Source organism: Verrucosispora sp. NA02020, from assembly GCF_013364215.1.
Lineage (GTDB): Bacteria > Actinomycetota > Actinomycetes > Mycobacteriales > Micromonosporaceae > Micromonospora.
In genome coordinates, this window is sequence record NZ_CP054923.1 from 5,086,127 (window position 1) to 5,098,894 (window position 12,768).

Consider the following 12,768-nt stretch of genomic DNA (forward strand, 5'->3'; position numbering starts at 1 on the left):
CCCCCGAGAGTCGACTGTGGCAGAGTCACGCGACGGTCCACAGGAGATTGTGGACCGTCACCGGGTTCGAATCCATAGACGATCCGGGATCTGTCAGCTACCGGCGGCCTCTTCCGCACTGTCGACCATGATCCGGTCGGGTGGGACGTGGGTGGTGAGCCAGACGCCGCTGGCGGCCCGGTGGAACACGTTGCCGGCCGCATGCATGCCGGCGGCGTCGACGGTGAGGACGATCGGCTCGCCGCGCCGGGCACCGACCGTCGCGGCGGTCTGCCGGTCTGCGGAGAGGTGCACGTGGGTACGGCCGCGCGGCCGGAGGCCGTCGGCGCGGATGCCGGGCAGGAAGCGGGCGACGGTGCCGTGGTAGAGCAGCGGCGGAGGCGGTTCCGGTGCCAGGCACAGGTCGACCGGGACGGTGTGGCCCTGGGCGGCGCGGATCCGCCCGTCACGGATCTCGAACCGCTGTTTGTCGGTGTCGCCGGTCAGCCGGGCCAGCAACGCACCGTTGATCGGCCGACCGTGGTGGGCCAACGCGGCGAGCAGCACGTCCACCTCCACCCATCCGGCGGAGTCGAGCGTGATCCCGATGGCGGCCGGCTGGTGACGCAGTACGTACGCCAGGAACTTGCTGGTCGCGGTGGTGCGGTCGGTCACGGTCGTGCCCCGAGCAGGTCGAGCAGGTCCCGGACGACCGGCTCGCGTTGCGGGCGCCAGGCCGCCCAGTAGCGGATCGTCGGCAGGCCGTGCACGGGTACGGCGCGCAGACCGTCGGGGAGTTCCACGCACCCGTTGACGACGGTGGCACCGACACCGAGCGCGGCCAGGTGCACGAGCAGGTCCCAGCCGTCGACCTCGGCGGCGACCTGCCAGGTGACGTCCGCGTCGAGTAGCGCACGGTCCAGCGCCCGCCGGTGCGCGCGCCCGGCCGGGGGTACGACGAGGTCCAGCCCGTCGAGGTCACGGAGTCGGACCTGCCGCCGCTCGGCCAGCGGGTGTCCGTCGTCGATCACGAGCACCTGCCGGTACGCGGCGATCTGCGTCGACTCGTACTGCCGTCCCGGTGGATCGTGCGCGACCACGGCGAGGTCGGCGCGACCGGCGGAGATCGCGGCGAGGGCGGCGTCCCGGTCCGCGGTGATCACGTGCACCCGGCGGCCCTGGCGGCCGATCCACCGGATCGGCTCGGCGATCACCCAGCGCAGCGCGCCGCGACCGGCCGCGATGGTCATGGTGGGCGCCGCGTCCTGGTGCAGTTCCCGCAGGAACTCGTCGGTGCGGTGACGGGTGTCCAGCGCGTACGCGGCGAGGCGTTCCCCGGCGACGGTCAAGGTCAGCCGCCGGCCGTCCCGCTCGTAGAGGTCCACGCCGAGTGCGGCGGCCAGTTTGCGGATCTTCACGTGCAGCGAGGGCTGGCTGATGTGCAGCGCCGCAGCGGCGGCGGTGAAGTTGCGGTGCTCGGCGAAGACCGCGAACGACCGCAGTGCGTCGGCTTCCAGCAGGTCCCGCCCATTCATAGCATGCGACTATAGAACAGTCGCCGATCGATAGTTCTGCCCTGGTTCTCCGGCCCCCATCCTGGGTGGCATGAACGATCATGTGCCCCGGCTCGGCATCGACATCGGCCGAGTCGTCATCGACGGATCCCGCCATCCCCGCGGTGGTGACACCGCCTTCTTCACCGGCGACGAGGCCACCATGCTGGCCACCCCGGAGGTGCCCGGCGCCCTCGACACGATCGCCCGCCTCGTCCCCCGCTTCGGCGGCCGGGTCTGGCTGGTCTCCAAGTGCGGCCCGCGCGTCCAGGCCCGTACGCTGCGCTGGCTCGACGCCCACGACTTCTACCGGCACACCGGGATCGGCCGCGACCGGGTCCGGTTCTGTCGCGCCCGCGCCGACAAACGCGGGCACTGCCTCGACCTCGGCCTCACCCACTTCGTGGACGACCACCCCGAGGTGCACTCCGCCATCCGGGGCGCCGTCGCCCACCAGTACTTCTTCGGGCCGCAGCGCCGCCCGGTCCCCGGCTACGGGCACGCCACCCCCACCTGGGCCGACGTCGAACGCCTCGCCCTCCGGTCACTGCGGCGGGAGCACCCCCATGACGGAACCGAGGTGACCGCCACGCCCCTCGGTCGGCTACAACACCCGTAACGAGTGCACCAGCAGCAGCGGCACCCTGGTAGGACCCACCAACGACTGGTACGTGTACGCCTTCAGCACCGTCACCTTCGCCTGGAACTCGTCGTCCGCAGCGATGTCGCCGAGCACCTTCGGATCGCCGTACAGCAGCGTGTTCGTGTCGTAGCCACCGTCGTCGGTCGTTCTCCGCGCGCCCACCAGCGCACGGAACCTGTCCTTACCGGTGGCATCGTCGAACTGGGTGATCTGGCCGTACACGACCAACGTCCGACCGCTGTGATCGTCCGGCCGCTCGGCCACCCGTTTCCACTGCCCCTCGGTGATCGTCTCGAAGGTGTCGGGCAGGGCAGGCGCGGCACCTGAGGACGGCGGTGTGGTCGTCGGCGCGGCGGTGGACGCCTGCGGCGTCGTCGGCGGGCTCGCGGCGCTCTCCGCGACCTGGTTTGACCGGAAGGTGTACAGCAGCACGCCGCCCACGCCGATCCCGCAGCAGAGGAGCAGCAGACACACGACAGCCCCGACGATCCACACCACCACGTTCTGGTTCTTGCGGCGCGTCGGCGGCGGCATGCGGGGGTACGCTGCCGCCGGCCCTGGAACGGTATAGGGATGCGACGGCGGGCCGCCCGCCTCGTCGGGGTGCCGGGGGTACGCCACGGTGGCCTCCCGTTGTCGGCCGGTGTGCTGGACGGTGGTCGGCGGCCCGCTCGCTGTCTCCCCTGCCGCCCGGGCCGGCTACGTCGAAACCACGCGACAGTCCATAACAGATTGTGAGCCGTCAGCGGACCCGAATCCATAGACGGTCCGGGATCTGTCAGCCACCGGCGACCTCTTCCAGCACGGGGACCACTGCGGTCGGCGCGGGCATTGCGGCGATCTCCGCCGCGACCTGCTGTGCGGCGACGCGCAGTGCCTCGTCGGTCAGCAGCCGGGTCAGGTCGGCCGCGCTGATCACCTTCGCCTCGACGGCCAGGCCGGCACCTCGCCGGGCCAGCAGGTCGGCGTTGTATCTGCGATCGCCCGCTCCGGGGGTGGTCAGTTGCGGTACGCCCGCAGCCAGGCCGCCGAGCACGCTGCCCGCGCCGGAGTGGTGGACGAAGCCCGCCGCCGTCGGCAGCACCCGGTCGAGGGGTACGCGGTCGGCTGTCCGCACGTTGGGCGGCAGGTGGCGCGTGCTCACCGGGCGTACAAGCACGAACTCGGCGTCGACCTGTGCGGCCACCCTGACGATCGCTGGGCCGGGGTCACCGTCGTTCGGGCCTTTCAGGGTGCTGCGGCTGACCAGGATGCGGGGCCGGTCGCCGGAGGTGAGCAGCCAGTCCGGAACCGGACCACCGCCCGAGAAGGGAACCGGCCGCATCATGACCACCTTCCCGGCCGGGGCGTCGCGGAGGCTCGGCGGCGTGACGGCGATGGTCAGATCGGGGCCGGGGATCTCCTGCTTGGCCAGCGCCGTACTGGTGGTCACCGCCCGAAACAGGTCGGTGGCCGACCAGAGGGTGTTCTCCTGGAGCACCGACGGGATGGAGAGTCGTCCGGCCACGATGGCACCGGCCTCGCCCAGCGGCTCGTAGACGATCAGGTCAGGGCGTTCCCGCTCGGCCAGGGCCAACAGCGGGTCGACCAGTGCCACGTTGGCACGACCGAAGAGTTCGCCGACCATGGCGTGGCCGGCCGTGCCGCGCAGCTCGGCGCGAGCGATGCCCGGATGGCGCAGCGCGACCCGGATCGCGCTTCGCGGCAGGCTGAAGGAGGCTCCGATGTCGGCCGTGCGCAGGCCGCGGAGATCGGGTGGGAAGCCCCCACTCGCCACGATCACGTCGTGGCCGGCGTCGCGACAGGCCGCCGCGAGCGGGATCAGTGGCAGGACGTGGCCCTGCAGTGGCGCGGCGACGAACACGATGCGCATGAGCCGCAGCATAGAAGCTGCCGCACCGGCCCGACGTCGACCTCGTCGTGCGGTCGCTTCGGCGATCGTGTCGCACCCTGAGGCCATCATGTGGCCGGGGTGACCGCTGCGGCTCACCCGTGGACGCGAGAGGACCCGCCGGATGGACGCCGGACCACCGAGCCGCCTGGCCATCGACCATGACGACCACCACGCCGAGCACGTGGGGCACACCGGCGACGGCCGGCAGTTCTTCCTCACCACTCCGTTCGAGCCGGGCACCCACGGCAACGACGACGGCCAGGAGTTCGTCGCCCTCTATCTCTTCGACGGCGACGGGCGGTTCCTGGAGGCGAGGATCGACGCCTTCGGCCCGAGGGCGCTGATGGACCGCGAGGCGCGGCGGGCGGCGTACGAGGCACGGTTGGCCGCGCTCGGCCCGGTCACCTTCGGCCGCATCGAGGTCGCGCCCTTCTCGGTCGACCGGTACGGCACCACCTTCGGGCTGATCCCCCGGGCGCCGGAGCAGGACGACGACACCTGGTGGGTAACCGTCGAGCCGGGCGACTACATGGCGTTCAGCCCGCCGTGGGATCTCGGCGAGTACGACACCTGAGACATGTCGACGGTGAGTCCGAGCCACGCGGCGAGGCTCTCGATCTCGGCATGGACGTCGGCGGTCGTCGCGGCGGTGAAGGGGACGTCCTCGTGGACGGCGTTGACCACGAGTCGGCCGCTCTTGCGGTCGGCGGTCGCGTCCAGCTTGCCGACGAGCCGGTCGTGATGGAGGACGGGCAGGGCGAAGTAGCCCCACCGGCGCTTCTCCCTGGGCTTGTACATCTCCAGGATGTACTCGAAGTCGAAGAGCTGCTCGGTGCGTACCCGGTCGTGGATCAGCCGGTCGAAGGGGGAGAGCAACGCCGTGCGGCCCTCGAACGGCAGCCCGACGTACGTCGGGTCGACCCGCCAGGTGCCGGGTACGCCCTCGACGACGGCCTCCTCTCCCACGTCACCGACGTACGGCGACTCACCCGGGATCTGTGGTCCGGTGGACCTGGCGATGCCGAGGGCCGCGAGTCGGCGCTCGTTGCGGAGCCGGACGGCGTGATCGTGATCGAGTTCGGGCAGCTCGACGGCGTAGACCCGGGCGGGGAGATCCCAGTAGCGCTGCCGTCCCTTACGACCGGAGATCGCGATGTGTCCGTGCAGCGCCAGGGATTCGAGCATCTTCGTCACGTTGCGGTTGTTGGTCCACCCCGACGACGGCCACGGCACGACGCTGGTGTCGGGGATGTCCCGGGACAGCAGCGGGCCCGACTCCGCCAGCAACGCCAGGATGTCGCGGCGGAACGGCTCGTTGCCGTGCAGCCACTCCCCGATGGTCGGGTGCATCTCGGCACCGCGTGTCTCGGCGATCACGGCGGGCAGGTCGCGGGGCGAGCGGATGTAGGCGACCGTCTCGACGAGGGTCCGATCGGTCTCGACGGCCCGGATCAGGTCGGCGGGGTCGTAGGTGGAGCCGATCCGGCTCCACAGCACCAGGTCCGCACTCGGCGCGACGGCCGCCGTCGGGTCGATCTGGAGGAGCGTCAGGCGCTCGACGACCGCCACCAGATCGGTCGGGCGCGGTGCCACGAGCAGTTGCGCGTGCACCGCGATCCGCCGTGCCTCACCCCTGCTCAACCGGTGCACGACCACGTGCCGACCCTACTCGGCCGACACCCCGCTCGGCGCGAGGTCGACTGCGGTGATGGTGTCGCCGAACAGGGAGGGCACCAGCAGCCGGCTGCCGTGCAGGACCGCATGGGACGGCATCCGCAGCAGGTCGGGTGCCTCGATCAGCGTGTCGACCCGGCCGTCGGGCGTGATCCGGACCACCCGGGAGCCCCGGGTGACGGCCAGGTAGCAGGTCCCGTCGGGGGCGACGGTGAGCCCGTCCGGCCCGGCGGACAGCGCACCGCCGGTGGCGACCGTCCGGCGGCCGGAGAGCCGACCGGGAGCCGTCACGTCGAAGGCGAGCAGGGTGTCGTCCCGGGTCAGGGAGACGTACAGGGTGCCGCCGTCGGGACTGATCCCGATGCCGTTCGGATAGACCAGGTCGGCGGCGGCGACCCGGCACGTGTCGCTCTCCCCCGGTGCCGCGTAACAGACCGAGCCGGTCGGTTCGCCGGCCGTGGCGGTGCCGGAGTCGGTGAACCAGACACCTCCGGCGGCATCGACGACGCAGCCGTTCGGGCGGAGCAGCCGCCGGCCGTCGGCGGTGCCGATGCGGGCGGTGACCGTGCCGTCGGAGGAGATCCGGACCAGTTCCGCGCGGGCCACGTCGCACCCGACGAGGCCGTCCTCGGCGCGGGCGAGCCCGAGGATGCGTCCGCCGGTGTCGGTGAACCGCTGCGCGGTGCCGTCGTCGGGGTCGATCCGCACGATCGGGCCACGCCCCTGCGGGCTGCCGAGGGCGAGTCCGGCGTAGAGGTGTCCGTCCGCGCCGGCGCAGACCGTCTCCGGGTGCGGCAGCATCCGGGCCAGCGTGGAGATCCGCATCAGGCGTCCCCGCCGGACGGTTCTAGAGTTGCGGCGACCCCGGGTTCCTCCACCGGGCTGTACGCCTGAACGCCCAGGCCACCGTCGACCGGCAGCACCACCCCGGTGATGTAGCCGGACTCCGGACCGGCGAGGAAGCCCACCGCGGCGGCGACCTCCGCGAGGGTGCCCGCGCGACCGAGGGGGACGAGGCCGGCGCGCCGGGCGACCTCCTCCGGGCCGGCGTCGTCCCAACCCGGGGTACGCACCATCGCCGGGGCGACCGCGTTGACCCGGATGCCGCGTCCGGCCAGGTCCAGCGCCAGAGCGCGGGTCATCGCCTCCAGGCCACCCTTGCTGGCCACGTACGCGGCGTTGCCTCGGAACGCCCGGGACCCGCCGATCGAGGAGAGCTGCACGACGGCGGGCGCGTCACCGGCGGTGAGCAGGGGCAACGTGGCCTGGACCAGAGCGAGTGGAGCGACGAGGTTCACCTCCAGCACGGTGCGCAGGTGCGCCGCCGTCTCCCGACCCACCGGCGCCCGGGGCGGACCGACCGCGGCGTTGTTGACCAGCACGTCGAGTCCACCCCAGTCGGCGCGGAGCCGCTCGACGGCGGCCTCGACGGCCGCCGCGTCGGTCACGTCGGCGGTCAGCCAGGTCGGCCCGTCCGTGGTCGGGGACTCGGCCACCGGTGCTCCGGGCCCCGCAGCAACCGCCGGCTCCGGCTGCCGCCCGTCCAGAGCGGCGACCCGCCAGCCCCGGGCCAGGAAGGCGGCGACCAGGGCGGTGCCGATCGCCCCGGCGGCACCGGTGACCAGGACGCGTCTGCTCATCGGGAGACCGCCGGAGCGGACACGACCGGACAGGCCCACTGGTGCCGCTCCCCCACCAGCGGCGGCCGGTGCTCGGCGCACTCCGGTCGGGCCAGCCAGCAGCGGGTGCGGAACGGACAACCGGAGGGCGGGTCCGCCGGGGAGGGCAGGTCCCCGGAGAGCACGATCGGCTCCGGACCCTGCTGCCGCCACGGGAACGGGTCGGGCGCGGCGGAGAGCAGCGCCTGGGTGTACGGGTGGGTCGGCGACTCGAAGACCTCCCGCGTCGGCCCCTGCTCGACGACGGTGCCGAGGTACATCACCGCGACCTGGTCGCTGACGTGGCGCACCACGTGCAGGTCGTGCGAGATGAACAGGTAGGAGAGTCCCATCTCGGTGCGCAGGTCGGCGAGGAGGTTGAGGATCTGCGCCTGGATCGACACGTCCAGCGCGGAGACCGGCTCGTCGCAGATGATCAGGGCGGGCCGCATGGACAGCGCCCGGGCGATCCCGATGCGCTGCCGCTGCCCACCGGAGAACTGGTGCGGGTACCGGTCGGCGTGCGCGGCGGTCAGCCCCACCTGTTCCAGCAACCGGACGACCTCGTCGGCCTGGTCGCGGCGCGGTACCAGATCACGGTGGATCAACCAGCCCTCGCGGAGGATCTCCCGGACGGTGAGCCGGGGATTCAACGAGGCGTACGGGTCCTGGAAGACGTACTGCACCCGGCGGGTGAGCTGGCGCCGTTCGGCCGCGCTGAGAAGGCTCAGGTCCCGGCCGTCGAAGCGGATGGTGCCAGCGGTGGCGCGTTCCAGACCGATCAGGGCGCGGGCGGTGGAGGTCTTCCCGCAGCCCGACTCACCGACCAGCGCCAGGGTCTCGCCGGCCCCGATCCGGAAGGAGACGCCGTCGACGGCGCGGACGTGACCGACCGTGCGACGCAGCACGCTGGACCGGATCGGATAGTGCACCCGGAGGTCCTCGACCTCCAGCAGGGCGGGCGCGGTGGGGTCAGGCATCGTCGCGTACCTCCTCGGAACGGTGGCAGGCCGCGGCGCGTCCCGGGCCGTCGACGGTGGGCAGCACCTCCAGCGTGGGCCGCTGCTGCGTGCACAGGTCGACCCGCCACGCGCACCGGGGGTGGAACGGACAGCCGGGCGGCAGTGCCTCCGGCGACGGCGGCGTACCCGGGATCGGGGTGAGTCGTGCGGTGGGCGCGGTGAGCGTCGGCACCGACTGGAGCAGGCTGCGGGTGTACGGGTGGGCCGGGTTCTCGTACACCTGGCGCAGCGGGCCGGTCTCGACGATGCGCCCGGCGTACATGACCGCGATGCGGCTGGCGTGCGCGGCCACCACGCCGAGGTCGTGACTGATCAGGATGAGTGCCATCCGGTAGTCGCGTTGCAGCTCGGACAGCAGTTGCAGGATCTGCGCCTGGACGGTGACGTCGAGCGCGGTGGTCGGCTCGTCGGCGATGATCAGGCGCGGGCGCAGCGCGATCGCGATGGCGATCATGATGCGTTGCCGCATCCCGCCGGAGAGCTGGTGCGGGTAGTCGTCGATCCGGCGCGCCGGGTCGGGGATGCCGACCCGGCGCATCAGATCGAGCGCCTCCGCACGGGCCTTGGCCTTGGACAGGCCCCGGTGCACCCGCAGCGTCTCACCGATCTGCCGACCGATCGGGTGCACCGGGTTGAGCGAGGAGAGCGGATCCTGGAAGACCATGCTGATCTCGCCACCGCGTACGGCGCGCATCCGCCGTGCCGAGGCCGTGGTCAGCTCCGTACCGTCGAAGGTGATCCGGCCTGCGGCGATCCGGCCGGCGGGCCGGGGCAGCAGGCCGAGGATGGCCTGCGCGGTGACGCTCTTGCCGCTGCCGGACTCGCCCAGCAGGGCGAGGGTCTCCCCCTCGGCGACGTCCAGGCTGACCCCGTCCAGAGCCCGCACCGGTCCCACCCGGGAGTCGAACTCGACGACGACGTCGTGCAGGGACAGCAGGGACATCAGGTCCTCCTCGTCGGCCGGTGCACCCGGCCGGTGCGGTCAGTTCAGCGAGACACCACGGAAGTCGGGCACGTTGGTCGGCGGCGGACCGAAGCCGCTGACCCGGTCACGCCAGGCGGCCGAGGCGGTCAGTTCGAACGGCCAGGCGCCGGGTGCGTCGGCCCAGAGGATCTCCTGTGCCCGCTGGAGCTTGCGTTGCCGCTCCTGCGGGTCCAGTTCCGCGGAGGCGTCGGCGATGACCCGGTCGTACTCCTCGTTGCAGTAGCCGAGTCGCTTGGCGGCGCAGGTGTAGAGCCGGCCGAGCACGAACTCCGCGTCCTGGGTGACCACGACGCCGTCCTGGATGTTCATGTCCCAGTCGAGCGCCAGCAGGTCGTCGAGCCACTGCCCGGCTTCCTTCTCCTGCATCTCCACGTTCACGCCGACCTCCTTCCAGGCGCTGAGGATCGACTGGACCAGCGGGCGGATGTTGGCGCAGCAGTTCGCGCTCCACTGGATGCTGGTGCTGAAGCCGTTCGGGTAGCCCGCCTCCGCCAGCAGTTGCCGGGCCCGCTGCGGGTCGTAGGTGTAGCCGGGCAACTGCGCCGCGCCGAACACCGGCTGCGGCACCGGCGCCTTGGCCAGGACGGCGCTCTCGCCGAACAGGTTCTCCTGGATGGAGGAGAAGTCGACCGCGTGCCACAACGCCTGCCGGACCTTGGGGTCGTCCAACGGCTTGCGGGCGTTGTTCAGCCAGATCACATAGAACGTGGCGCTCGGTCCGCTCTCCACGGTGACCTGGTCGAATCCGCGTACCTGGCTGAGCTGGTCCGGCGGCAACGCGTACGTCACGTCGATCTCGCCGGTGCGCAGCGCGGTGAGCCGGGCGGCGTCCTCGGAGATCTCCTGGAACTCCAGCCGCTCGTACTTGGGCGCGCCGTCCCAGTAGGACTCGTTGGCCACCATGTGGGCCCGCTCGCCGGAGCGGAAGTCCTCCAACTTGAACGCGCCGGTGCCGACCGGGCGGCTCTCGATCTCGCCCGACTCGATCTGGGCCTTGCTGCCGATGTACGCCATCGAGAGATTGGTCAGCAGCGAGCCGGTGGCCCGGCTGGTGATGATCTCGACGGTCTGCTCGTCGGGGGCCTTGACCTCCTCGATGGTGGCGAACAGCGGTGCCAGGGCGGTGCTCGCCGCGAAGAGCCGGTCCAGCGACGCCTTGACGTCGGCGCTGGTCAGCGGCGACCCGTCGTGGAAGGTCACGCCCTGACGCAGGGTGAACCGGGTGGTGGTGTCGTTGACGTTCTCCCAGCTCTCGGCCAGTCGGCCGGTGATCTCGCCGTCCGAGGAGGCGACCAGGGGGTCGAACAGGTGCAGGGCCAGGGTCAGGGTGCTGCGGTCGGAGATGGCGGTGCCGTGCGGGTCGACCGAGAGCATCCGGATCGGCATCCCGACCCGCAGGGTCTGGTCCTGGTCGCCGTCACCGGAACCACCGCCGCAGGCGGCCCCGGCACCGACGACGGTCATCGCGAGCAGGCCGGCCACCAGGGACCGACGTGCTCTGCTTGTCCATGTCATTGTCTCCTCCATCGTTCGCTCGTGAAGGGTCGGCCGCGACCTCACCGGTGCTTCAGGTGTGGATCGAGCCGGTCGCGGAGTTCGTCGCCAACCACCCCGCAGGCGACGACGAGCAGGGAGAGCGCGATACCGGGCAGGGTGGAGATCCACCACGCGTCGGCCACGTAGCCGCGGCCGTTGGCGATGGTCAACCCCCAACTCGGGGTCGCGGTCGGAGTGCCGAGCCCGAGGAAGCTCAGGGCCGCCTCGGTGATGATCACCATGCCGAGTTCGACGGTGGCGACCACCAGCAGTGGCGCGGCACAGGCGGGCAGGATGCACCGCCAGATCAGGAAGAGCGGTCGAGCGCCGAGCACCCGGCTGGCGTCGACGTACTCGCGGTTGCGGACGGCCATGGTCTGTGCCCTGGCCACCCGGGCGAAGATCACCCAGATGGTCACCGCCAGCACCGCGATGACGTTGACCAGGCTGGGCCCGAGCAGGGCCGCGATCAGGATGGCCAACAGGATGGAGGGGAAGGCGAGCTGGATGTCGGCCAGCCGCATGAGCAGGCCGTCCACCCATCCGCCGACGAAGCCGGCGACGATGCCGACCGCGGTGCCGAACAGGCCCGAGATCAGCAGGGTCGCCACCCCCACCAGCAGGGAGACCTGGGCGCCGATGAGGATCTGGCTGAGCATGCCGCGTCCGACGTCGTCGGTGCCGAACCAGGCCCGGGAACCGTCGGAGAGCACGGCGCCCGGTGGTTGCAGCCGGTCGGCGAGGTTGGTCTCGGTGACGTCGAACGGCACCAGCAGCGGGCCGAGCGTGCCGGCCAGCACGGCCAGGCCGATGACGCCCAGACAGGACCAGAACAACAGGGCCGGTGGGCGACGCCGGGACCGGGTCCGCAGCGCCGTGGTCGAGGTTGCGTCAGCCATCAGTTCACCACCCGCACGCGAGGATCGATGTACGCGTAGAGCAGGTCCACGACCAGGTTCACCAGGACGAACGCGGTGGTGACGAAGGCGATGGCGGCCTGGATCACGGTGTAGTCCCGGTTACCGATCGCGTCCACGAGCAGCCGTCCCAGGCCGGGCCAGGAGAAGACCTCCTCGACCACGACCGTGCCGCCCAGCAGCGCGCCGAGTTGGAGCCCGGCGACGGTGACCACCGGGATCAACATGTTGCGCAGCGCGTGTCGGAAGAGCACCACGCTCTCCCGCAGGCCCTTGGAGCGGGCGGTCTGGATGTAGCCCTCGCCGAGGACCTCCAACAGCCCGGACCGGATCAGCCGGACCAGGATGCTGGTGAAGGGGAGTGCCAGCGTGACCGCCGGCAGGATCAGGTGCTGCGGCGTGCTGTTGCCGGCGCTGGGCAGCCATCCGAGCTGCCGGGCGAAGATCAGCAGCAGGATGATGCCGACCCAGAAGCTGGGCAGCGACTGGCCGATCAGCGACAGCACCGAGATCGCCCGGTCGGCGAGACCACGCGGACGCAGCGCCGCGGCGATGCCGAGCAGGAAGCTGGCCACCAGTGCGATGCAGATCGCGGTGAGGGCCAGGGTGACGGTGGCGGGCAGTCGCTCGATGACCATCTCGAAGGCGTCCCGGTTGTGCCGGAAGGACTGTCCGAAGTCGAGCTGGGTCACCCGGCCGAGGAAGCTGGCGTACTGGATCACGACGTTGCGTTCCAGGCCGAGTTCCCGGCGGGCGTCGGCGACCTCCTCGGCGGTGGCGTCGGGGCCGAGGATGACGCTGACCGGGTCACCGGGCACCAGCCGGACCACCGCGAAGACCAGGGTGAGCGCGCCCCACAGGATGACCAGGGCGAGCAGGAGTCTCCGGACCGTGTAGTTGATCAAAG

14 protein-coding genes are annotated in these 12,768 nt (G+C 71.6%); 2 read left to right on the top strand and 12 right to left on the bottom strand.

The annotated features are described in order from the left end of the window. Nucleotides 1-93 precede the first annotated feature (93 nt). Both HUT12_RS22150 and HUT12_RS22155 read right to left on the bottom strand, forming a co-directional pair. The gene (locus HUT12_RS22150; protein WP_176094586.1) at nucleotides 94-654 is read right to left on the bottom strand and encodes an RNA 2'-phosphotransferase; all 561 of its coding nucleotides are present in this window, start codon (nucleotides 652-654) and stop codon (nucleotides 94-96) included. Further along, nucleotides 651-1,514 carry a LysR family transcriptional regulator gene (locus HUT12_RS22155; protein ID WP_176094587.1) on the bottom strand — a complete coding sequence of 288 codons (864 nt, stop codon included), beginning with the start codon at nucleotides 1,512-1,514 and terminating at the stop codon, nucleotides 651-653. The genes HUT12_RS22150 and HUT12_RS22155 overlap by 4 nt, the downstream gene beginning before the upstream one ends. A gap of 70 nt (nucleotides 1,515-1,584) precedes the next feature. Between HUT12_RS22155 and HUT12_RS22160 the strand changes: the two genes are divergently transcribed. Further along, the gene (locus HUT12_RS22160; protein ID WP_254876928.1) at nucleotides 1,585-2,151 is read left to right on the top strand and encodes a hypothetical protein; all 567 of its coding nucleotides are present in this window, start codon (nucleotides 1,585-1,587) and stop codon (nucleotides 2,149-2,151) included. Here HUT12_RS22160 and HUT12_RS22165 read toward each other — a convergent pair. Together HUT12_RS22165 and HUT12_RS22170 are read right to left on the bottom strand one after the other, a co-directional pair. Further along, nucleotides 2,137-2,709 (bottom strand): hypothetical protein, encoded by a 573-nt coding sequence (locus HUT12_RS22165; protein WP_176094588.1) that lies wholly within the window; start codon nucleotides 2,707-2,709, stop codon nucleotides 2,137-2,139. The genes HUT12_RS22160 and HUT12_RS22165 overlap by 15 nt on opposite strands. Before the next feature lie 244 nt (nucleotides 2,710-2,953). Beyond that, nucleotides 2,954-4,048 (bottom strand): glycosyltransferase, encoded by a 1,095-nt coding sequence (locus HUT12_RS22170; RefSeq protein WP_176094589.1) that lies wholly within the window; start codon nucleotides 4,046-4,048, stop codon nucleotides 2,954-2,956. A 142-nt stretch (nucleotides 4,049-4,190) separates the two neighbouring features. On the opposite strand from HUT12_RS22170, the gene HUT12_RS22175 reads away from it, so the two are divergent. Next, the gene (locus tag HUT12_RS22175) at nucleotides 4,191-4,643 is read left to right on the top strand and encodes a hypothetical protein (RefSeq protein ID WP_176094590.1); all 453 of its coding nucleotides are present in this window, start codon (nucleotides 4,191-4,193) and stop codon (nucleotides 4,641-4,643) included. Here HUT12_RS22175 and HUT12_RS22180 read toward each other — a convergent pair. The 8 genes from HUT12_RS22180 to nikB are packed head-to-tail and all read right to left on the bottom strand — an operon-like array spanning nucleotide 4,595 to nucleotide 12,766. Then, entirely contained in the window at nucleotides 4,595-5,725 is a 1,131-nt protein-coding gene (locus HUT12_RS22180; protein ID WP_176094591.1) for a crosslink repair DNA glycosylase YcaQ family protein, read from the bottom strand. The two genes, HUT12_RS22175 and HUT12_RS22180, sit on opposite strands and share 49 nt — an antisense overlap. A gap of 9 nt (nucleotides 5,726-5,734) precedes the next feature. Further along, nucleotides 5,735-6,568: an SMP-30/gluconolactonase/LRE family protein gene (locus HUT12_RS22185; protein ID WP_176094592.1), complete on the bottom strand. Its 834-nt coding sequence runs from the start codon at nucleotides 6,566-6,568 to the stop codon at nucleotides 5,735-5,737. Further along, nucleotides 6,568-7,383 carry an SDR family NAD(P)-dependent oxidoreductase gene (locus HUT12_RS22190; protein ID WP_176094593.1) on the bottom strand — a complete coding sequence of 272 codons (816 nt, stop codon included), beginning with the start codon at nucleotides 7,381-7,383 and terminating at the stop codon, nucleotides 6,568-6,570. Before HUT12_RS22190 ends, HUT12_RS22185 begins: the two co-directional genes overlap by 1 nt. Then, nucleotides 7,380-8,381, bottom strand: a complete 1,002-nt coding sequence (locus tag HUT12_RS22195) for an ABC transporter ATP-binding protein (RefSeq protein WP_176094594.1) — start codon at nucleotides 8,379-8,381, stop codon at nucleotides 7,380-7,382. Before HUT12_RS22195 ends, HUT12_RS22190 begins: the two co-directional genes overlap by 4 nt. Continuing rightward, entirely contained in the window at nucleotides 8,374-9,366 is a 993-nt protein-coding gene (locus HUT12_RS22200; protein ID WP_176094595.1) for an ABC transporter ATP-binding protein, read from the bottom strand. Before HUT12_RS22200 ends, HUT12_RS22195 begins: the two co-directional genes overlap by 8 nt. A 39-nt stretch (nucleotides 9,367-9,405) precedes the next feature. Continuing rightward, nucleotides 9,406-10,923 (bottom strand): ABC transporter substrate-binding protein, encoded by a 1,518-nt coding sequence (locus HUT12_RS22205; RefSeq protein WP_161594912.1) that lies wholly within the window; start codon nucleotides 10,921-10,923, stop codon nucleotides 9,406-9,408. A 41-nt stretch (nucleotides 10,924-10,964) separates the two neighbouring features. Continuing rightward, nucleotides 10,965-11,843 carry an ABC transporter permease gene (locus HUT12_RS22210; protein WP_131051981.1) on the bottom strand — a complete coding sequence of 293 codons (879 nt, stop codon included), beginning with the start codon at nucleotides 11,841-11,843 and terminating at the stop codon, nucleotides 10,965-10,967. Continuing rightward, complete coding sequence (nikB, locus tag HUT12_RS22215) at nucleotides 11,843-12,766, bottom strand: nickel ABC transporter permease (protein ID WP_131051982.1); 924 nt, start codon at nucleotides 12,764-12,766, stop codon at nucleotides 11,843-11,845. The genes HUT12_RS22210 and nikB overlap by 1 nt, the downstream gene beginning before the upstream one ends. Nucleotides 12,767-12,768: the final 2 nt, after the last annotated feature.